Below are 21,572 nucleotides of genomic sequence, written 5' to 3'. Positions count from 1 at the left end.
TCAAACTATTTAACTGAAATCCTGAGGCGATAATACCACACTCATTCAAAGTACATTATAAATCGATTCAATGGCTTGAGGATAAATTTAGTGAAAGATGCATTAATTCAAAACTGGCTTTTTTACCCTACATGGATATATAGCCCCGTGCCATTTTCATCCTGAGTGCGTTCTAGAGTTAAGCCGAAGCATTTAAACATACTATCTATCACTTTTACGACCTCATCGAAAGCGTCATAATTTTCGATTGCCCCTTCATCATATAACTTGGTCAGGGTTCTAAAACTGACTACCAACTTATGAATGACATCTGAAAGCTTACACTCAACAAGATTCTGTGATAATTCAGGAAAATTGTCATTCAGATCTATTCCTAAAGCATCAACATAACCAAAAGCATACGCATAAGAATTAGCAATCAGTTTAATTCTATCTTTTACTGCAAGGTACATTTCATCTAACGGAATTAACTTACACTGGTACTGAAGAACTAAAGTTTCTATCTCATTTGGAACCTCTTTGATCACGCTATCTAGTTGTTCGAGAAATAAGGTAACGGTTTCTTGAGGAGCAGAATATGCTGAATTAAGGTTTGCTAGATATTCCGACCAAGATCTTGTAGCTGACATTAATAGAGCATCATCATATTGATCAACTAATAAAGAAGAGTCCAAGCAATTTAAAACATTCTTCTCGTGTACGTGAATTAACTCATGATGAATTCGGTGCAAGACAAAATGTATGTTGTCTTCAGTAAGTTCAAACTTTCCGTCATTATTGAACCATTCAAAGAAGAATTCTATACCCAACACAAGAGTAAACTCTTCACGCGCACCTTTAGTAATTAGTTGCGCTATTGCTCTGGCTTGTTTCGAGTTCGTATAGGAAGAGGGTGAAGTGTGGTTGTATTCCTCGGTTACTCTTTTTAGAGCATTTGGAAAATCATACGAGATCAAGATACGCTTTAAATTTGTTAAATCAAGTTGGTGTTTTTCATATAAAGCGCGAACAATGCTCATGACGGTGTTACCTAAGGAGTTAGCATCTGCTTCATTAGCAAACCCCTCTAGAGAAATCATTAAGTCTTTTTCCATTCATCTGCCCAAATTTATATTTTAAAACTACTAAGTTGAAAAGTTAGCGTGAGTAGCCGTCATCTCAATGGACACTTTGTAGCATAAGAAAATGTAGGTCAAACCACCACCTAAAGAAATGTGACGAGTCACAGTGCCAACTAAGGGCGGGACAGTTCTGCGTTACGATGATCTACCCCGTCATCAAGCCGTTGGACATTTTAAATTTGACATCGACGGACTAACTTTCACCCTATTAATAACTTTTAGTATCCAAAAGCATAATCAGGCACTGCTTATCACTGTTACAGAGATTCAAGAAAATGGACAAAAACTTCCATCTTCAACCAGTTGTGTTAGATTCATGTTATGCACTTTTTCAGCATAATATGCAAACCATCCTTATAAATACTTGTACCCTGAAATAAATTTCAACTCAAATCGAAACTTATAACTAAATCTACCGTTAAAAAACCTCTAAGATTTTCTTATAAGTCTCGTGTCTGGCAATACTACGGCCTTCAGACAAGAGAAAGTTCTTCAGAACGTCGTAAGCTAGCGGATTATTGGCAATTTCTCTGGCCAATTGCTCAGGTATTATTCCTTTTGAATCTTCAATCTTTAGTAGCTCAGGTCTCTTTTCAATTAATAGTTCAATTATAGGCAGATCGCCCATGCGAGTAGCCGTATGTAACGCTGTTGCACCTTCTTCGTTAATTAACGTTGCATCACAACCATGCTCTAGTATTAGATAAGCTGATTTTAAGCATCGACTAGCTGCTGCTGCATGAAGGGCTGTTCTACCCGTGAAATCTTGAAGGTTAGGATCTGCGTTTGCTTTTAGTAATGCTTCTACCGTTTGATGATCTCTGTTGTTTGCAGCTAACATCAAAGGTGTCTGGAGTTTAAAATCAGTTATATTAACGATTTCTGGCCATAATTCGATGATTTTCCTGATGCCTGTAACCATCGCACTAAATACATTACTAATTTCATTAGCAATATCGATTTGTTTATAAGAATTTAATTTAGTACGCATTTCATAGCTCATCTTCATCATTAGAAAAATGATGCTATCTGCTTGTGGATATTTCAGTTGTTTCTTTTTTAAAGCTTTGTGTTTTTTTAGTACTAGCTCAATAGAACGTCCATTTTTTATACACTCTACGAAATCACGACTAAACTTTTCCATATCGCTAGAACAAGAAGCAAAAAGCGGTTGATAGTTAGGATAGCATTGATACAACTTTTCCCAAAAATACTCATGTAACCCACGCGAAACGTCATAAATATTAGATTCTCCTTTCAGCCCCCCCCAGTAGTACATGTCTCTAAAGTACTTTTCGTGATTATTAGGAATGAGTTTTTGGTTTGCTATAGCCAATGCGAACGCATCTCTAGCTAACAATCCTCTAAACTTTCCAAAGCTGTATTTCTTACATTCATCGATAGCCAAATTTAGATTTTTTTCTGCTTCTTTAAGCTTGTTCTGCGCAATATAATGAAGTGCTTCATAACGTAGTATATTTGCTTTTGAAAATTCAAAATCATCACAGTTTTTCGCCTCATCGAGTAAAGCAGATACCTTTTCTTCGGTTTTTGAACCAAACTTCTTAAGGAGTAGATGAGCTTCTAGTTCAAATAATATTCGCTTCATCGACTCAGTAGGTGTGGCTTCTAGAAATTTTAACCTTTCAACAATCATGTCAACTATATTAGGATTTGAATATTGATTCACCTGAATAATTCTAGCCCCATATACCACCTCAAAATCATCAATATCCTGTAATTGTTTAAATGGAGCTTTGTTTTGTTTTAGCTTATCTATCAAAACATCTCTACGAATAAGGTAATTATTTGAATAATCACCTTCTTCTTTTATAAGTTTACGCATTTTTTTAGATTCATATTCAGACGTAGGAAAGATATTGTCTAATATATCCTCTTCTCCAGAACGGCTAAAAATACAATTAATTCTATCTACAGTACTCCATGGGATATCGTGCTCATTGTCTGAGGTAAAAGTTCGCAATAAATCGTACCTAAAAAAGGAAGGAAGTTGTTCTTCAAAATACTTATCTTCCGCATAGTCTCCTAAACTTCCCTTTTTAATATGAGCCATAAAAGTCAGGTTATATACATAGTTGTAAAGTTCAACTAACTGAAGTGTTTTATTTTCATTTAAGTCAAAACATAGCTTATCAACTTCAGGTGTTAAATACTTAACTAATTGCTCATATCCCTCTTGAATAGCTCTGGCTATCAGCAACCTCATACGTATCACTTTAGAGCTTGGTGCCTGATATCGTACTTTTAGTTTCTGTACAAAATCTTGCTGCTCCGCTGCTGAGCATTCACTCCTTAATATTAGCTTTAAGTCTTCACAATCAATAGCTATTTCATGCTGTAAGTCATCATAAGACAAACCTTTTTTTTCAATAAACTCCAGAGCCTGTTCAAATTGCGAAGACTTTTCATCAGGCTCAAAGCAGCCACAAAACTGTATATTCACTTTGTCCGAAAACGTTTTCTCGATACTTGATATTTCAGGGGTGCTCGTGCCTTTTTGCCAGTTGTAAAGATTCCTTAATACTTTCTCGTATTTATCATCACTATCTAGATCGTTGTCTAAATTATTAGCAATAGATGTTTTGGTGTTTTGGATTAAGTCGATAAGCCAATTCAAGACTTGCGGTACAGGGAGAAGAAGCTGCGTAGGTTCAATCGTAGAGTCTACGGCAGGAAGATACCAAAACCGTCCGCCAGGCATACCCTCATCCATTTTTGATTCAATTTGCCAAAATACCGTATGTCTCGCTAGAGCTGGTATGATAACCCTGGCTAAATAATGCCAAACGATTTTTCTTTGTGACGCCTTTGAAGAATAAACATTGAGTTCGATGTTCTTATGCATCAAGTAATCATCTGCAACATTGGAGATCAGATCTTCTTTCGCTCTTTCATCAAGCCCTAAAGCATCCGCTATATCACCCAAAATACTTTCCCAAGAATTAGATAAATTATCCATCGTCATCTCGACATATTTAAACGTGCTTTTCGATTTTGAAGTCATCTGACTATTAGCGCCAAGCGCTTTAGCAATTTGAAGAAGTACCGATTCGAAGGTTGGAAAAGTAGCCACTGAATGTCCTTTTATTGTTTCGTTTTCCGCTAGAAAAAGAAATTTGATGGGGGGGGATGTTGCTTTTCATTTTTCTACAGAGCCGATTTTATCATACTGAAGCCATCTGAATACCTGAGTATAAAAAGCATGACAACAACACAATCTAGAAAAACAAAAGAACTCGTAATCAATTGGCACATGACAGAGGTCTGCAATTACAGTTGTAAATACTGTTTTGCAAAATGGGGCCGCCCCAAAGAACTCCATCGTTCAGAACAGGCAATCGCTAACTTATTGGATAAGCTAGCAGACTACTTCATCAAAGGCACTCCAGTCTTAAAAGAAAAGCTGGGGTACGAAAGTGTTCGTCTTAACTTTGCAGGAGGGGAACCAATGATGTTAGGAAATACGTTCGTTACCGCTTTGGTTCTTGCAAAACAAAAAGGATTTAAAACCTCAATCATAACTAATGGACATTACCTAATTCATGGAAAATCACCGTTGCCGAAAGATACTTTAGACATGATTGGAATCAGCTTTGACAGTCAGAACTTAAGTACACGTATGAAAATAGGAAGAAACGATCGAAAAGGGAACTCTTTTGGTGTTAATGATTTAACACATGCTCTAGCGAACCTTACACAGTCACAAACAGGAATCAAAACAAAGATTAATACTGTAATTAATAGTCTTAATTGGGAAGAGGATTTCTCTAATTTAATTTCTAGTCTAAAACCATACAAATGGAAAGTATTACAGGTCATGCCTTATGGTGATAATGAAATACTAATTTCCAAAGAACAGTTCGATAATTTTGTTCAAAGACATAGTGGATTAGGGTTACCTATGTATTCTGAGTCTAATTCTACTATGACAGAATCATACTTAATGATTAGTCCAGAGGGTTGCTTTTACCAAAATACTGCCAATAAATCTGGATATAAATATAGCGAATGCATTAATTCATGCGGTGTGGAAAAAGCTCTTTCTCAAATAGAGTTTAATCCAATTACGTTTTCTTCAAGATATAAAGAAACCAATATAGATATTGTAGAAATCTCATAAAATCTACCAACAAAAAATAAAACTAGGTTCCTTATTATAGGAACTATAAATAATCACAAAATATTAGATGAGGAACAGATGAATAAATTTATCGTTTTTGAAGGGTTAGATGCATGTGGAAAAACAACATTAAGCTCTCTATATGCTAAAGAAATTAATACTATCGTTCATAATGCGGTAGTCCCTGAAGCTCATGATCTAAGAAAGGTCATTGACTCCTATGAGTCAAAAGAGAGTGCATTTTTATTCTTTTTGTTAAATAACTTATTGAAGAGTAACGAGGTTTCGAAATTATTAAACGATGAAGATATCATATTAGACAGATATGTATTTTCAACTTTGGCTTACCAAACAATTATGCTTGGGGAAGATATTGTCAAAAATATTTTTGACACACTTAAAATTAATAAAAAAATACTTCTTCCAGAAGTGATAATTTTTGTTAAAGCTGATATTGAAACAATAAACAACAGAATAGAGACCAGAGGTGACACAGTTCAGTGGTACGGCGATGCAGTTACGCAAAATAATAGTGTTGAATCAGCATATCACAAAGTTTTTAAATGGTTTGATATTCCAATTGTAGAGGTCGATACATCAGAAAAGCATGGCCGTTCGGTAGAAGAAAATTACCAACTAATGAAAGATCGGGTCGAGCACGTTCTTTCGGGAGGGAATAATTTGTACAGTTTCTAGTTCGATATCTCTCGGTGATATTGCATGAATATGCGGACACAAACGGCTCGTAAAGAAAGCCGCTTCTGCTTATGTTTGGGAGAAAATGAGCACTACTGCTCCGTGATGCGACATAAGCAAATGTAAGGTGACATTCTGGCTAGATTGAACAGCGATTTATTGCGCAAACTCATAAAGGGGCAAAGACGTGTTTACCGAGATCGGCGTCAGCACGTCCTTGGACAAAAGTTTCTCAGGTCTTTCACTAATCTAGCAAATCATCGATAACCACATATATTGCAAAGGAAGTTGCGTCGAGCTAGCGCTTGATTTAGGTGCTCATGGAGTACAGTTACGTTAAATGGTTCAAAATTCACCTTTTAAAACTACATACATCATCAAAGCATTAAGTAGCACACTAAAAAAAATGACTGCAAAAAGTTTTTGAGACCATTTCTTTTCAATTTCTTTTATCTTTTCCACCAAGAAAGACTTAGATACGACGTTACAGTCACTTATTGCTTGGTTTATTCCCATGGCAATGGCTGACGCTTTTTTCTCAGGAACACCAGACTCAACAAGACGCTTACTCAATGTAGGAACATCAACAACAATCATATGTCTCAACCTTTTTCTTAGTAAATTATCTACCTTAAAGTACCAGAAAGCGCCAAAAGACCAAGCATCTTAATTTCACATCAACAATCAGTGTCACTATTCCTATTATGTAAAACCTGCGATTTAGTTATCAAAAACAGCCTCTACCGCCCCCTCAAACGCTCTTAGTGAAGGTTTCAGACACTTAATCACCATGATTTGTAATATTCTAAAAGCGATTTGCAGGACAAAAATCGGCATGTTCATTTGAAGCAAGAATCTCACGATGGTACCCATTTATCATGTGTAATGAAATTTTGGTGTCATATGAGCTGTATTTGGGGGAATTCGTCTATTCTGCGAACACGCACTTATGGAGGACAATGTTAAAGGGGCATTTTCTAGCTCGAAAGTGCCACGAGTCAAAATTCAGGTCTATGAAGCCTCTGGACAAAACCTTGTCAGTTATATTGTAAGCGTCTACGAACCGACTCATTGACTTTCTAATATCTACGCAGATACCGCCAACTAAGGCGGTATCTGTCATTCTGAGCGGTATTCTGTAGGGGCGGACTATTCCGTCTTTGGCATTTTCCAAGGTAGAAGATGACCATGGTCATCCTCACTCTTCAGTTTCGGGATTTCTCGTAGCACGTATTCGAGGTACTCATACGGCTCACAGTCGTTAGCCTTCGCGGTTTCGATAAGACTGTACAACACTGCACTGGCGCGGGCTCCATTATGAGTCTTTGAGAACAACCAGTTGTTCCGTCCTACCGTGAACGGACGTACTGAACGTTCCGCTCGGTTATTATCCATGCTTAACCGGCCATCATCGATAACTCTTACTAGCTTCGACCATTGATTGAGACTGTAGCTAATCGCCTCACCCAATTTACTTTTAGGGGGCACCTGAGTGACCGATTTATCTAACCACGCCTTGAATTCATTGAGCAGAGACTGAGTCTTTGATTGGCGGGTAACATATCGCTCTTCCCTCGTCTTATCTTTGAGTGCTTGTTCAACACGATAGAGCTTTTGGAACCAACTCACTGCCCACTGGATTTTACCCCCTTTTCCTTGCTTGCCTTTTGGTTGGCTCTGCTCTGCCTCTATGAACTTGCGTCTTGCATGAGCCCAGCAACCCACCAACTTCGCCTCTGTCTTTTCATACGCTTTATACCCATCAACATGAAGGTATCCAGTGTAGTTTGACAGATACGATTGAGGGCAGTGATGCCCCCGACTCCCTTCCTGATAGTCGAACAAGACGATACCAGGGGATTGCGCATTACCACCCCGGTCTGGACCACACCCATATAACCAGATGTAACTTTTCTTTCTTTCGTCATCGAGCACGGTCAACGTGGTCTCGTCCGCGAACAGAACATCTTGAGCAAGGAGGGTTTCTTTCAGTAAGGCGATTAACGGCTCTACCTTATCAGCGCAACGCAGTATCCATTGACTCATCGTTTTTCGGCTGAGCGCTAGCCCATATTGTCTGAACAGCGATTCTTGACGATAGAGAGGCAGGGCATAGTGGTATTTGTTCGTGATAATTTGCGCAAGCAAAGAGGGAGTCGCGATGCTTTTCGGGATAATCGATGCTGGCGGTGGAGCCATTGCAACAACACTCTTCTCTCCTAACGCGTCACATTGACGACAGACGTATTTGGGTCTTTCAGTGACTTCGACATACAACTTGGCCGGGATATACACCAGTTTTTCACTGGTGCTTTGCCCCATCCTGCAGAGTATCGACTGACAACACGAGCAGGTTTTTTCTGATTCTGGTATGTCCACCACGACTCGCTCTCGTGGCAGGTCTTCGGGAAGCTTTGGGCGACCACGACGTTTTGTCTCGGATGAAGTGTTTTCCGCTTCCGAAGCGTCATCATTCGGATTATCGGGTGCTTCCTCTTCACCTATCGTATCGGCATGAGTCTCCGCCTCATTGAACTCTAAGTCCTGAGGGGGCAGGGTTTCACTACTGCTACCAAAGCGTTTACGCCGCGCTAGGTTGAGTTTTTCAACCAGCGATTGGATGGTTAATTCGCTCTCGCTTAGAGATTGGCGAAGTGTGAGTACCGTAGATTCAAGCTCAGTCACTTTTGAACGTAAGAGCGCTAGCTCATCTTCTTTATTTTTATTTGGCATATAAGGAAGATCGCAGAGAGCCGCGAAAGTTCCTTATACGCTATTATTTTTTAATTTAATTAAGACTTTGGTAATTCAATGTTTGATGGGGTTTCATTTTTTCAATATCGAGCCCATCAAGCAACCAATGCCACTGCTCTTCCGTTAATGAGAGGGTTTTCCCTGGCATTTTTCTTGGCCAAGCGAACTTGTCTTTTTCGAGTCGCTTTTGCCAGAGGCAAAAGCCATTACGCTGCCAGTAGAGAACTTTGAGCTTATCCCGCGTGCGATTAGAGAAGACAAATAGCGCTTCAGAGAAGGGATTAAGGTTCATATTCTGTTCAACAATAAAGCTCAAGCCGTTAATGCCCTTTCTAAAATCGACGGGCGCCTTGTGGAGATAGATAACAGAGATATCAGGGAACATTTTCATACAACAGCAAGCTCCTTCAATAGAAGACCGAGCCACTGAGGTGCTACATCACGAGGTACATGAAGAGAGCATGCTCCCGCTTCAAGGCGTAATTCCGTAGGTAACGTAGAGGGAGGCAGTTGCTCGGTTTTGGTGTTTAGCATGGCTGTTTTTTCAACAACAACGAATTCAGAAAGTGAATCTTCTCGTTTTTTAGGCAGGTTGACTAAGTGGTGTAGTTTGCGACGGTTGTTATCAAATGTTTTTGGATGAAGATTGTGCTCTAAACAAAACTGAGCGGCAGACTGCTCACTATTGTAATACTTCTGAACAAGGCGTAGCCATTCTTGCTGAGATCTATGCTGAGACATTTTCGAGTACCTTTAACGATAAAAGTTAAAGGTTACGACGTTTATTAAAAGGATTGAATGAGTCGATTTAAAGACGCTTACTAAGTATCCGCAAAATTCGCTCTCTGCTAAAAGAGCAACTGGGTATGACGTTCTCTGTGGGTGCCATCAGCGAAGCTCAGACCAAAGTGGCTTCAATGTTGACCCCTTTACATCATGCAATACGAGATAGTATCCAAACAGCACCGCTAGTTCAGGTAGATGAAACCTCCCATCCTCGTAATGGTGAAGAGAGCTTACGTTGGTGTTGGTTGGTCGCCAGTGAAGACCTTGTCTACGAAAAGATCTTGTTCTCTCGTTCAACCCACTCCGCCAAGACAATGTTAGGTAAGAATTATAGCGGCCTTGTGGTCACTGACCAATGCCCAAGCTATAACTGGTTAAAGCCAGAAAAACATCAACGGTGCTGGTCACATGTGAAACGAAATCTTCAGTAAATCGCTGATTATACTGGTGGTGGTTATACCGCTCTCGTTGGACAACGGCTAACACTGATCTCCAATATGGTTTTCAGAATACGCCACCGCTTGGAAAATGCAGACATCCAGCCCGAACAGTATATTCGCCGCATAAATCGACTGCGAAAGTCCTTCGACCACTGGTTTCAAAAAGGCAGTGGGATAGTTGTTCAGAGATATAAAGGTTGATGTAAAAAGCTACAATCTCACAGTCAAAGCTTGGGGTTATTTTTAACCGATACTTCAATCCCCCCTTAACAACAACGAAGCAGAGCGGAGAATAAGTTGCAGTGTCATCCAACGTAAGATTAGCTTCGGAACGAAATCTGATACGGGCGACAAGTTCAGGGGCCGTATGCATTAGCTTGTTGAGACCTGTAACAAACGAGGCATCTCGAACCTGTCTGCTATAATGGAAATAATTAAAGCAGTTACACTTCGCAAGCCTACTCTGAGGTGCTTAGCCTGTAATCCACAAAATCAAGTGACTACTGGTAAATGGTTACCTCTAAGTCAGCACTAAGCTGCCCAACATTAGACTTTAAATCTCGATGAGTGTAGGGAGAAAATTTTGTTTGAGAGCAATTGACGTAATTTCTGTATGGTTATTTTTTTGCGAAAATCCTCTCGACCTGATAAATTGTGGCCGACAAAATGGAAAATATGTTTTACTAAGTCGATGCCGATAATATGAACCTTGAGAATGATGGTAACCTTTTCCTCAATACTAACGAGCTTATTGGAATGACGAGGCATACCTTCTAATTACCTTTTTATAAAGCTATCTATAGTTTTATAAAAAGGTTCTAAATAACACAGTTAAGACGAAAACTACAATATACTTTATCAAGTTTACTCACCGTAATTTCTTACGAATATATATGTCCATAAACATCCAGTTAATAAAAGGATGTTTATGAACCAAAGAGTTAGGTTTGATAAAAGTTTAATCTAGCTCAATAGTTTGAGTGTGCTTAAGCCAGTGTAAACTTTCTTGTTCCTCCTCAAGTTTGGAGAAGTCTTCCTTGCTCCAACCGAAGCTCTCAGATAATGACTTTAAAAACTCTCTTTCAATGTCAGAGTAATTCTCATCGACGATAGCAAGACGAATAGCCTCTTTGAAGAAGCTGATTTCCTGTTCTCTATTGTCAAAAAGAATTTTAATTTCTTTCACTTCTTGTTGCGACGGTATTTCTTGACCTAAGCCCACTTGAAGAGCGATCTCTTGTACTATTTGGATTTCAGTTTTGTCCACTTGATTATCAGCGTAGGCTAATTTAGCTAACGCATGTACCAAATTTTCTTTTGATCTTTTAGTTGTAAAAACTTCCGTTAGGTAATTGTTTTCCATTTTCATTTAGTCTAGTTCTATTTCAGTGGTCTTACTAACTTCTTTATAGTTGTGAGATTTATAAAGAAATTCTCCTTTCTTAAGTTCTACTTTTTCAACTTTATTTACTTCAATCAATTTTTCAAGTGCCGTATTGATAGATGACTCGCTTATCGATGTACCACTTGCGATTTGTCCTATATCTAACATACCTTTTTCCTCAAGGTACGTTTCAATCGTAGCTAAGTCTTTTTTTGAAGAACTATCAACCCAGTAGCCTAATAATGCAAGGATCGCCATAATTGATATTGTTGGTACGGGAAATAGGTATACCAACCAAATCACAACTCCTAATACGATTAAAGGCCATATACGTTTAAACAAGGCAATACCAATACAAATCACGATAAGCGAAAAAAAGATTGTTCCCATTGACAGATCCTTACTTGAGAGGGTGAACTATTTTGAAATCTATACTTCCCTGAGATAGTAATTTTTCAAACTCTCCCTCTTTAAATAAACGATGAGTAAATCTTTTTGTTAGTTCATCTTTTACCCATTCTTTACTTCTTGTCTGGAAAAACAATTCTGCTTTTGCTATCGCCTCATTATTATCGCAATGAGCCATGATTTTAAATGTACCAGCGATAAAGGTAAGCTCATTAAGTTTTTCTTTTTTCATTATCAACTTATCAGTATTTTCTGATAAGTTGCCTACAATTTCTTCAACAGATTGAGGCTCTAAAAAAATAGCATCAAGAGTAGATTCCCAGGCTTCTTTTAATTCATTGAGTGCATCTTTACTCATTTGCATTTCCTTAATTAGCTTAATTCTAGTTCTAGTTTACTGGTGATATCTGTTTCAGACATAGCATTTGCCATGTCAAGGATTTCTTGTGGAACTTCACTAGGTGATACTTTTCTTGTAACAGTAGTTTCTTCCCAATTACCTTGTCGGTCTTTACTGTAATGTCGAGATATTTCTTTGAATGCATCTCGCATTTTCTTTACAAAAACACGAACGCCAAACACTACGCCACGTACAACTTCTGCTACTTTTTTTGCGCCACGTACAATCCACTCTTTAATGTCACTCCAGAATGTTGCCACTGCGCCTATACCCATGATTGCTGCGCCAGCAAGTAATACAAAAGGAATCATTTTTCAACCTCGTTGTTTAATTGTTTTAAAGCATACTCCTCTGTGACTTTTCTACTAGTCATAGATATAACAGAGTTATCCTCTTTACTCTTAATTATTTGATTAATGGAATCTTCAAAGTAGCGGTGTGGTGCACTACTTAAGTTCTCTTTAGCTGTTCGAAATGCAGCTTTAAGTATTGCATTTGAAATGTCGCTGCCTGATACCCCTGAATAGTCTTTAGCAATTTTTGTGAAATCGAGAGAGTTTGGAAAGTTCTTAGGTGTCAACCTAGACCAAATTTTTTCTCGCTCTTTCTGATCAGGAAGAGTGAAATGAACATGCCCAAGTATTCTTCTCATAAAGGCAGGATCATAATTGGATATAAAATTAGTGGCAAAGATAATAGTTCCCGTGAAGTTGTTTAGAAGAACTAAAAGTACAGATCTAGTTTGATTGACACTTGTGTCCGTTGAATTTGACATGTTAGTAACACGTCTACTCAACATAGCATCTGCTTCATCAAAAAAAAGAACGCTATTTGTCTGGGTCGCAGCTTCAAATACTTTTTGTAAATTTTTAGGCGTATCACCGACGTACTTGGACTCAATATCAGCGTAATTTACTTCGATAATATTTTGTCCTAGCTGATTAGCTATGGCGTGAGCTGCCATGGTTTTTCCTGTACCAGGTGCACCATATAGATTTAAAGCAATTTTACTCTGGTGTTTGTGGGTTTGATTGAAACCCCAATCACTGAATATTTTGTCTTGGTTCTCTCTAGAAGATAACAAATCATAGATTTGACTCTCAATTTTTTCGCTAAGAATCAAATCATTAAATGAAAACTTTGGAGTAACTGGCGTAACAAAAAGATCTTTGTTCTTTGTCACTGGAGCTGGTTTACTGACAGCGCTTGATTGGACTATAGGCATATGATATTGATTCATTCTAATAGTTTGATGGATACAATTTACTGTACCTACTGATTGATTTCAAAGTGTTTTTACACGTGTAAAACTTTTTTAAATAAATTTTTATCCGCTTATCTCCAACTCATTTAACCTTCAAAGTTTCTATTTATGCGTTGTGTTATAACTAAGTCACCAAATCCAGAGAGCCATTGAACTAATAGCTTTGAGTCAACCACAGTTGCTGAAATTTTGTATATGTCCCCCTGTTGGGTAATGTTTTGGTCTGTCGAGATTGGTGTTTCCGAAAGAAGCAACGCTAACTCATTTTTAACTTCAAGTTCTAGGGAGATCTTCTGTCCTTCGCCAAAACCAAACCTTCCATCAGCATCATACTGGCTTAGCTTAAACTCTTTTGGGCGTTCAAAACCGAAAGATGAAACAGAGGCTTTACTTACCCGATGAACTGCGATGCTCCGTTCGTTGTCATAGCCATCAAATCGACAAACTAAGTACATTCGTTGGCCTTGCTGAGCCAAACCTAACGGCATCACCAATGCAGACTTTTGAACTTGTTTAGTATTGTAATAATCAATATTGAGCAAACGATCGTGATATAGAGCTTCGCTAATTGCGGAAAATACCTTTGTGGCAATTTTGGGTGGCAATAGTGGTTGAGTTTCACTCACTACTCTCACCTTTTTTAGCCACTCTCTTTCTCTAGAGTTTCCACTCGTTGGGTTGAGTTTGTATTTGGCCTCTTGAAAAAAACCATCAAGTGACGCTGTTATGTTAACTGGTAAGAGCTTAATCAAATACTCTTCTGCTAGGTTTAAAAGCAATGCCTCTTGTGCTGACAGCTTAGGTAGCGTCATCCCCCCAGCTTCTTTGTTCCAACGATACCCATATGGTTTACTTCTTTCATCACGAATGATGTCAAAGTGTTCACAAAGCAGTTCTAAATTCCTCTGAATTGTACGGAGTTCCCTCTCTATACCAATATGCTCTAATTGCTGGTGAAGCTCTCGTGCCGTAACTTGATGTGATTTTGGTATCCGCTTTAGCAACTCAAACGCTACAACAAGAGACTCTTGAGTGCTTGTTCGTTTGGCCATACTTAGTCTTACCTAATTTTTCAAAAAATGATGTCTTTATTTGATACAACTGAAAAGAAATGATATTTCATATTGTCATGTCATACCTTTTAATGAACTCCTTATACCTCAATATGCAACCTTTAGTTAAGAAACAAGCAGTCGTATACCTAACAAATTGACTATAACGTGTTGTATGTCAAATTGTGTCGCACCAAACCGTCTAAAAAACAATCACTTTGAGTGATAGAGCCATTTCTAACGCACAGAAAATCCCTTGCTCTATGTGACACATAATGTCGCACTTGAATTTAAGATCACTTCTATTAAGGACACTTTTAACATTGGAGTGCATAATGTCTGTTAATACGTGTGATAAGAATGTCTCTGCTGAACCCCTTGATATCAGCACAATTAGTAAAGCGTCATGGCAGGATCTAATCAATCAGATACGTTTCTTAGAAGTAGAAAATAAGAAGCTCAAGGATAAGGTGTACTCTTTAGAAAATCAGATTCGAACGGACTGCTTAACTAAAGTTGAAACTCGTGAGTACGGGATGACATACTTAGAAATGTCTTTAAAAAATGAACAATTGAACTCACTAGGGCTAGTCTTTATAGATGTCGATCATCTTAAAATAATCAACGATACAGAAGGACATGTGGTCGGGGATGAAGTTTTGTCTTATGTGGGTAGTGCACTCAAGAATATTCAGAAGCCTTACGAATCTATCTCACGTTATGGCGGCGACGAATTCCTTGCGGTGCTACCCAATGCAACACATCAAGAAATCAATGTTTGGTGTAAACAACTGCACGAAACACTCGCAAAACAACGACTACCACTTGCTCGTTCATCACTTTCCATCACCGTCACTACTGGAAGTTATGTTTACAACATGAAAGGCGATGAGAGATTAACATCGAACCAATTAATCAGTTTGGTTGACCTCGATATGTATCAAAAGAAAGGTGGTCGCATTCGTTAACGAACCATCCAAAAACTAGGATCTCTATGAGTAAACAACTAATATGGACTAGGAACTACATGGGTAAGTTAAGATTTAACACATACGAATATTGATCGCTTCATCACAATTCGTACTTTGTTACTTAAAAAACGTCAAGGATGTGTCAGAAAAACCTGACAAATTTTTGCCCCATTCCTGCTTAGAGTCGTTACTCTTCACTAAACAAGAACGATTATATTGACCAACGTTTTCTTATGTAAGATTCTACTATGAGTTTGTTTAGTCATTTTAATTAGCGTTGTACATAATGATGAAATGTCGAGTGCTTGCGGACGAGGATATCAATAGAGGGGTGGGTTTTTGCGCATAAAACTTGTTACTGGTCTGATTTTTAGCGTTTTTTTGGGCTGGTATCTGTGCTCTATGGTATTGATTCCTCTAGCATCGGAAGGTTATCAAAGTACACTTAAGATTTGGTTTGAATGGCAAACATTCAATGCTGGTATGATTGCTCTTCTTGCTGCTGCGATAACTGCTGGTATAGCTATCTACTTAGATGCACAAGCTAGAAAGTTGGAAAAAGAGAGAGCACGGTGTGAATCTAAACGAAACTTCATTGCCGCTAGAGCATTTTTGCCTCATGCGCTAGCTAATATAGATACTTATGCTCAACAATGTAGTACCTCCTTACGTAGCTTCTACCTTGCGAACAGGCTTTCGCCGCGATCGGATGAGCATAAAGAAAACCTAGCAAAAGAGTTTAGTGAACATACGAAGCCAAATGGATTTGAACCAACCTTCAGAGATTGCATAAAATATGCTGAAGATGAAAACTCTGAAAAGATGACTCAGTTGTTGGTTGAGTTGCAAGTTTTTTTATCTAGGATGTCAGAGTTTGAGAATGAAAAATCCATTCCTAGTAACTATGCGCTCGAAATGTTGGTTTATTCGATTCATTTTCAATTTAGAGTCGCTAGCTTTTATGGGTTTGCACGCAAGGGCACAGAAATAGAACTCACCCCTAGTAACCAGAGTGCTTACTATGTGCGCCTATCGACTTTAGGTGATGACCATGAAGCCTTCTCTCTGGGGAACGATCACTCTTTAGATCGCTATGTTGAAAGGTACGCCAAGCTCAATGAACTGATAGGCCATTAAATTATCACTTCCCTAAATAGAGATTGTTGAGAGTTTATGGTTTAGTTCGACAGTTCCAAGCCATTGTTGCCCCAAACTAAGTCAGTGACATCCTAAAATTAACAATTAATGAATAATTAAAGGTATCATGGGACGTCACTTAACTTGATTTCTAATTTAAAAGATGCTGATCACTTCATCAACACACAAAATAAATATGCACACCCGTTCAAGTGACTGGCATAATGGTGCTTGATCGAGTTTTGGTACTCGGTAATGTTGTAGGAAAGAGAGATTCCATGGCAAAAAAAGAAGAGATTTGTATTGAGAAAATCTCACGAGAAATGACTCAAGGAAAAACAACACCTTACCTTTGCACTGATGATGAGAACACTAAACATATTGTCAAAGGACGAAAAGCAACATCTAATGGTCTGGTTAAAGAATGGATCTGCGCCAGACTAGGTACTGCTTTTGGCTTGCCAATCCCTGATTTCGCATTAGCGTGGGCCGATAGTCCTTTACAAAAAATAAAGGAGTTGTACGAGTACAATTTCGCTTCAAGCTTTGTTGAGAATATTCAAGATGTAACAACATCAACGTTAGGTAAACTACCAAAGCAGTTGCTAAAAGACCTTTACTTCTTTGATTACTGGGTTAGAAACAATGACCGAACTCTCAGAGAGGGGCAAGGGAATCCCAATTTTTTCTATAACCCAGCCGAAGGCAATGCGCTTGTAATTGATCATAATTTAGCGTTTGATAAGGAATTCGAACTTAGCAAGCATAAAGAATTACATGTATCTGCGCCATTTATAAAATGGAACGACATTTTCGAGACTGAGCGGGCATACTACACAGAGCTAATTGAACTATCTTTAAAAGAAATGGACGATGCTCTAGCTGAGCTTCCTGAAGAGTGGCTTGAGATCTACTCTATAGATCAGATAAATCAAGAAATTTTACCTATACTAAACCAATATAAAAACGATAACTTTTGGGAGGACATCAAGTGAGAAAACTGTTTGAGTACGCTGTTATACGTTTTATGCCATTTGCTGAAACCCAAGAGTTTGCGAACGTTGGGGTTGTTCTATGGGCTAACGACTACCCAAATACAGTGCTTATTAAACTTGCACCAGCACCATTCACACGTATAAACAATTTTTTTGATGACATTGATGGAGGGCTTTATGGTAAAGCCCGTTCATTTATGGAAACAGAGTTGGAACGTATTAAGCATTATGCCAAAAGAGTTGATGGGAACGAGCTATCTGCTGTAATGCATGAGTTAACGCGTAAACGTGAAGCAGTAATGACGTTCAGTGAAACTGGTGTAATACTTGCTGAAAATGGCGACGAAATTCTTAATCGCCTATATCAAACTTATATTGGTAGGGATCTACCTGTAACCAAAGAGCAGCGTGAGCGATTAATGGTTAGAGAGCTTAGAGAACAATTTGGGTCTCTTCCATTTAGATACAAGGAAAGCTCTGTTGATGCAGGGTTTGGTAAAATAAAAATTCCATTAGTTACGGTAATTGGCAGAGATCTTCGTGCAATTAAACCTATGTCATTCAATCAAGCTAAACCCATGAATATTGCAGATCACGGTGACAAATGGATTTCTCGTGTGGGGCATATACTTGATGCGAAAACAGTTAAAGCTGAGGACTTTTTATTTACGATTGAAGCACCAAAATCTAATAAGCATGAGATTCTAATGGCGTTTGATTCGGTAAAGAATGGAATGAAGCGATTAGGAGTTCAAGTCTTACCTTTCAAGAATAAAGAGAAGATCCTAGATTTTGCTGAACCAGATTTGTCAATCGCGCCAGTTGACTTCAAATTAAGCTGAGTATTGTATAAGTAATATTTTTTGAACCGCCTTCGGGCGGTTTTTCTTTTCTTTACATAACCCATAAAACACTTATCTAAGGAAATTTGTAACACGAAATTGTCCAAAGGTGTGTTTGAAAGTACTAAACATTTTCTAAACTTATTACCCCTTTGAGGGGGTAAAATCAATTTTAACCCCTCAAAGGGTTAACGTGATATTATCCTCTATAGGGATTAATTTACATTGGAGGTATATATGCTCATAACTAGTCCTAAGCAACTAGGAATATACTTGCGTGATGTACGCAGGAATCAAAGGCGGAACCAAACTAAGGTCGGAGATATCGTTGGCCTAAAACAGACAACGGTATCGAAACTTGAACGTGATCCTGCCTCGTCCTGTATCGAAAGTCTGATGCGACTGCTGTCGTCACTAGAGCTTGAACTACATATTCAACACAAAGCTGTAAGTCGTGAGCATGTAAAAGTTTGCGACCCTGATGATTGGTAAAATGCTATAAATAAAACTAACTCTATAACTAGATAGTTATCTCACAATCATCATCGAGTTAGCAACTCGATGGTTGCGCGAGCAGCTTATTCGTATCCCCTAAGTGAGTGGCAAGCGGTAGCAGCAGGAATTATAGAATTTTGATTAGATTATCTAATTGCTGTAAAAGCAAATCCTGCCCCTAGAACTTCCCTATTATTCTTAATGCTCTATTTTTTGATGCTACGTTACTTACATTTGAATCTATGGCAGACTTCACTCGTGAAGAAGAGATCGATTTTGGCACAAATCAAAGATATTCCCTTCATATTAGAGGAGCCTTTAGTGCGAGGTTCAGCTCGTTATTCTAAATTTAAACCTTAGCAGGAACATGTTATTATGGATGGAGCTGTTTACACGGCCCCCCTACCAGTGGTGTCGGTAAAGCCATCGTGAATCGATTCGCTTCGTGATAATTAGGACTAAAACTGAGCCTTACTGAGGAAACAAGTTTGATAATAGTTTTCTTCCACGTCGTAAATAGCTTTTTTTGGCTCAGAAATATCGCCATTCGTTTTAGCTAGCTTAGCAACTCGTAATCACGTCGGTGTTATGTGCATGATAAAAATACCTATGTCCCGAATTAAGCTCTTAGCACGTTACTTTAAGTATAATATCTCGCCAGTTAGTCGTATATTGCGGAGTTAGCCATTTCTCTTCGCATGCCCCATTTCTGTTCTATGCCTTGGGAACAACAAAAAAAGTATCAGTGCGCTTGATTTTAGTATCAAAGTAGCTATTGAAGCAGCTCTTCCAGTTCTTTGCCCACTAGTATCACAAAAGATGTATAGATTGCTGTAAGACACTCTTCGTTTCCACACCTATCAATACGAACAAAACCTTTAGATGCAAGGTCGTCAATAGAAATCGAAAGTTCTTCGACACTGCGACTTGTTATCTCAGATAACTTCCTTACACTATTTGCTCTATCACGAGAAATCATATACAAAAGCTTAATATTTTCGTTAGTTAAAACCTGGGCCAGATCCGTTAATGATGTAAACCACAAATGAGGAAAATTTTCTACATGGTTTAATTTACCAGCTGAAACATCCAACATATACTTACGAACTAGTTCTTCATCGGCTATTCCAATTCGAGCTTTCATAGTCTATCCATATCTATAAAATATAATACTTCCCTTTAATGGAAAGAGAAAACAGTGATAATAATGATAAATTACAGTCGATTTCTCAAACCTTATTATCTAAATCTAATTTCATTAAACCGCACTATTATTACTCACTACTTTTATAAAGCGCAATAATTTTAAGAACATCAGCTGTAATATTAATTGCTTTAGAGCCTGATGGTATATCCATCTTATCTTGGTATTGCACCCAAACTTCACCATTTTTTGATATACGGATCATTGCAAATGTTTCGTTAAGAAATGACTTATTGACGCCAAGCTGCTCATGAATATCATCCTTCATAATCATCCCTATTACATGTTGACAGAAGAGTATGAGTTAATAATAATCCATCATTTTGTGAAAAACAATCCTATTCATCCTCTAGATTCCAAAATGTACATTCGCATAAAATGTAAAAAGCCAGATCTTTGATCTGGCAGATATCAATGAGGTTTATTAAAGAGTGGGACACAAAGACTCTAATACCTTTCTTTCAGTGCTTAACTTTTTAACTCTATTACCAGTTTCAAAACTGTCTATTTTACTCATGTGTTTAATAAAACGATCAGCATTTGCTTTACTTGAAATTTTGAAGTTAGATAAATGATTGTAAGTCTTAATTTTATCAGTTAATTTTTTATCATAGAAAAGCATATTCTGAAAGAGAATATCAGGCATAACGTACGCGTCTAATACTTGTTTAATTCTGTACATTGACTGATACAGATCTTGTGCTTCTACAGCAGTCAAAATACCATCTAGAGCAAGCTTTTCAACAATATCTGCTACGTCATGCACTGGCTTTGATATCTTTGCCGCCTCTTTCTTAATTCCCGCTCTGTCAATCTCGAAGTAACCACGACATTCATTCATTTTTGCTTCATGATATATTCTGTAATAGTATTTATGTTTGGCTAAAAATTTTTCATAGGCCCCTCTAGTAATCTCGTGCTCCCCCGACTTCACACATTCAGAAGCATTGTTAGTTACAAATTCTTCAAATGTATACTTGGGGTACTCATCAATACGTTTTTGAGCAACATTAATCACCATTGTCATTGGAGATCTATTTCTAGAATCTTCATTATTTATCTTTATATTTAATCGAAGATAAAGAGTCATACCTTTTCTATGTCGATACGGAGTATAATACATACCATCATTATTTTTGTTATATCTTTCTTTATCTACTGCCACATTAATTGCATCTGCGTTATTGGCCATAATTAAACCTTGAAAATTATTCTTGTCTTTTAATATAAGATACCAGTTAGATTAATATAAGTAAAGAAACTGAAATTTACCAAAAATATAATTTTAAGATATTGATTCGCAAGATCTATCTAATACAAACGAACTAATATTGAATTATTATCGTCAGAAAAAAATTTATAAATAATTTATTAACCATGACGAATCATTAATTTTTAAGCATTAGGTAGACATTAAAAATAATGACTAGGGCGTTATATATAGAAAGTAATATGACTACATTTAATAACAGCTATAAGTAT

At 37.8% G+C, this 21,572-nt stretch carries 22 protein-coding genes and 1 pseudogene; 8 read left to right on the top strand and 15 right to left on the bottom strand.

Features of this window, described 5'->3' with window-relative positions; all coding sequences use genetic code 11:
* Positions 1-122: 122 nt before the first annotated feature.
* Both OCU50_RS19980 and OCU50_RS19975 read right to left on the bottom strand, forming a co-directional pair.
* Entirely contained in the window at positions 123-1,094 is a 972-nt protein-coding gene (locus OCU50_RS19980; protein ID WP_029189529.1) for a hypothetical protein, read from the bottom strand.
* 445 nt (positions 1,095-1,539) lie between these two features.
* Positions 1,540-4,215, bottom strand: coding sequence for an ankyrin repeat domain-containing protein (locus tag OCU50_RS19975; protein ID WP_060469779.1), 2,676 nt, complete (start codon positions 4,213-4,215; stop codon positions 1,540-1,542).
* A 129-nt stretch (positions 4,216-4,344) separates the two neighbouring features.
* Between OCU50_RS19975 and OCU50_RS19970 the strand changes: the two genes are divergently transcribed.
* Both OCU50_RS19970 and OCU50_RS19965 read left to right on the top strand, forming a co-directional pair.
* On the top strand, positions 4,345-5,262 hold the full coding sequence (locus tag OCU50_RS19970) for a viperin family antiviral radical SAM protein (protein WP_060469780.1): 918 nt from the start codon (positions 4,345-4,347) through the stop codon (positions 5,260-5,262).
* Between the two features lie 78 nt (positions 5,263-5,340).
* Positions 5,341-5,958, top strand: a complete 618-nt coding sequence (locus OCU50_RS19965) for a deoxynucleoside kinase (protein ID WP_060469781.1) — start codon at positions 5,341-5,343, stop codon at positions 5,956-5,958.
* Between the two features lie 345 nt (positions 5,959-6,303).
* Here the strand turns inward: OCU50_RS19965 and OCU50_RS19960 are convergent, their stop codons facing one another.
* From OCU50_RS19960 to tnpA, 4 genes are all read right to left on the bottom strand, one after another.
* A complete protein-coding gene (locus tag OCU50_RS19960) occupies positions 6,304-6,555 on the bottom strand; it encodes a hypothetical protein (protein WP_060469782.1) in 252 nt (83 codons plus the stop codon).
* Positions 6,556-7,107: 552 nt separating this feature from the next.
* On the bottom strand, positions 7,108-8,691 hold the full coding sequence (gene tnpC, locus OCU50_RS19955) for an IS66 family transposase (RefSeq protein WP_016769319.1): 1,584 nt from the start codon (positions 8,689-8,691) through the stop codon (positions 7,108-7,110).
* Positions 8,692-8,746: 55 nt separating this feature from the next.
* Entirely contained in the window at positions 8,747-9,103 is a 357-nt protein-coding gene (tnpB, locus tag OCU50_RS19950) for an IS66 family insertion sequence element accessory protein TnpB (protein ID WP_016769320.1), read from the bottom strand.
* A complete protein-coding gene (gene tnpA, locus OCU50_RS19945; protein ID WP_055451982.1) occupies positions 9,100-9,453 on the bottom strand; it encodes an IS66 family insertion sequence element accessory protein TnpA in 354 nt (117 codons plus the stop codon). Before tnpA ends, tnpB begins: the two co-directional genes overlap by 4 nt.
* Positions 9,454-9,533: 80 nt before the next feature.
* Here tnpA and tnpC (OCU50_RS19940) point away from each other — a divergent pair.
* A pseudogene (gene tnpC / locus OCU50_RS19940) lies at positions 9,534-10,473 on the top strand (IS66 family transposase); the annotation flags it as partial.
* 423 nt (positions 10,474-10,896) lie between these two features.
* Here tnpC (OCU50_RS19940) and OCU50_RS19935 read toward each other — a convergent pair.
* The 6 genes from OCU50_RS19935 to OCU50_RS19910 form a co-directional block, all read right to left on the bottom strand.
* On the bottom strand, positions 10,897-11,307 hold the full coding sequence (locus tag OCU50_RS19935) for a tellurite resistance TerB family protein (RefSeq protein WP_025576241.1): 411 nt from the start codon (positions 11,305-11,307) through the stop codon (positions 10,897-10,899).
* Positions 11,308-11,712 (bottom strand): hypothetical protein, encoded by a 405-nt coding sequence (locus tag OCU50_RS19930; protein WP_025612725.1) that lies wholly within the window; start codon positions 11,710-11,712, stop codon positions 11,308-11,310. It abuts the gene before it with no gap.
* Positions 11,713-11,722: 10 nt separating this feature from the next.
* Positions 11,723-12,088, bottom strand: coding sequence for a hypothetical protein (locus OCU50_RS19925; protein ID WP_060469401.1), 366 nt, complete (start codon positions 12,086-12,088; stop codon positions 11,723-11,725).
* Between the two features lie 14 nt (positions 12,089-12,102).
* Positions 12,103-12,441, bottom strand: coding sequence for a hypothetical protein (locus tag OCU50_RS19920; RefSeq protein ID WP_025576235.1), 339 nt, complete (start codon positions 12,439-12,441; stop codon positions 12,103-12,105).
* Complete coding sequence (locus OCU50_RS19915) at positions 12,438-13,370, bottom strand: ATP-binding protein (RefSeq protein ID WP_235588162.1); 933 nt, start codon at positions 13,368-13,370, stop codon at positions 12,438-12,440. Before OCU50_RS19915 ends, OCU50_RS19920 begins: the two co-directional genes overlap by 4 nt.
* Positions 13,371-13,480: 110 nt before the next feature.
* A complete protein-coding gene (locus OCU50_RS19910; protein ID WP_060469400.1) occupies positions 13,481-14,446 on the bottom strand; it encodes a helix-turn-helix transcriptional regulator in 966 nt (321 codons plus the stop codon).
* Between the two features lie 335 nt (positions 14,447-14,781).
* Here OCU50_RS19910 and OCU50_RS19905 point away from each other — a divergent pair, with 335 nt between their 5' ends.
* From OCU50_RS19905 to OCU50_RS19885, 5 genes are all read left to right on the top strand, one after another.
* Positions 14,782-15,414: a GGDEF domain-containing protein gene (locus OCU50_RS19905; protein WP_060469399.1), complete on the top strand. Its 633-nt coding sequence runs from the start codon at positions 14,782-14,784 to the stop codon at positions 15,412-15,414.
* Between the two features lie 342 nt (positions 15,415-15,756).
* Positions 15,757-16,554, top strand: a complete 798-nt coding sequence (locus tag OCU50_RS19900) for a hypothetical protein (protein ID WP_153011327.1) — start codon at positions 15,757-15,759, stop codon at positions 16,552-16,554.
* A 278-nt stretch (positions 16,555-16,832) separates the two neighbouring features.
* The gene (locus OCU50_RS19895) at positions 16,833-17,549 is read left to right on the top strand and encodes a HipA family kinase (RefSeq protein ID WP_060469397.1); all 717 of its coding nucleotides are present in this window, start codon (positions 16,833-16,835) and stop codon (positions 17,547-17,549) included.
* Positions 17,546-18,391: a DUF3037 domain-containing protein gene (locus OCU50_RS19890; RefSeq protein ID WP_060469396.1), complete on the top strand. Its 846-nt coding sequence runs from the start codon at positions 17,546-17,548 to the stop codon at positions 18,389-18,391. Before OCU50_RS19895 ends, OCU50_RS19890 begins: the two co-directional genes overlap by 4 nt.
* Before the next feature lie 237 nt (positions 18,392-18,628).
* On the top strand, positions 18,629-18,883 hold the full coding sequence (locus tag OCU50_RS19885; protein WP_060469395.1) for a helix-turn-helix domain-containing protein: 255 nt from the start codon (positions 18,629-18,631) through the stop codon (positions 18,881-18,883).
* 775 nt (positions 18,884-19,658) lie between these two features.
* Here OCU50_RS19885 and OCU50_RS19880 read toward each other — a convergent pair.
* The 3 genes from OCU50_RS19880 to OCU50_RS19870 all read right to left on the bottom strand — a co-directional run bounded on the left by OCU50_RS19880 (position 19,659) and on the right by OCU50_RS19870 (position 21,282).
* Positions 19,659-20,030 (bottom strand): HVO_A0114 family putative DNA-binding protein, encoded by a 372-nt coding sequence (locus tag OCU50_RS19880; RefSeq protein WP_060469394.1) that lies wholly within the window; start codon positions 20,028-20,030, stop codon positions 19,659-19,661.
* A gap of 130 nt (positions 20,031-20,160) precedes the next feature.
* Positions 20,161-20,358, bottom strand: coding sequence for a hypothetical protein (locus OCU50_RS19875; RefSeq protein ID WP_060469393.1), 198 nt, complete (start codon positions 20,356-20,358; stop codon positions 20,161-20,163).
* A 156-nt stretch (positions 20,359-20,514) separates the two neighbouring features.
* On the bottom strand, positions 20,515-21,282 hold the full coding sequence (locus tag OCU50_RS19870) for a hypothetical protein (protein ID WP_060469392.1): 768 nt from the start codon (positions 21,280-21,282) through the stop codon (positions 20,515-20,517).
* Positions 21,283-21,572: the final 290 nt, after the last annotated feature.

Source organism: Vibrio toranzoniae, assembly GCF_024347655.1.
Classification (GTDB): domain Bacteria; phylum Pseudomonadota; class Gammaproteobacteria; order Enterobacterales; family Vibrionaceae; genus Vibrio; species Vibrio toranzoniae.
Note: the sequence above shows the minus strand (reverse complement) of the source record. Positions and strands in the feature narration are given on the sequence as shown.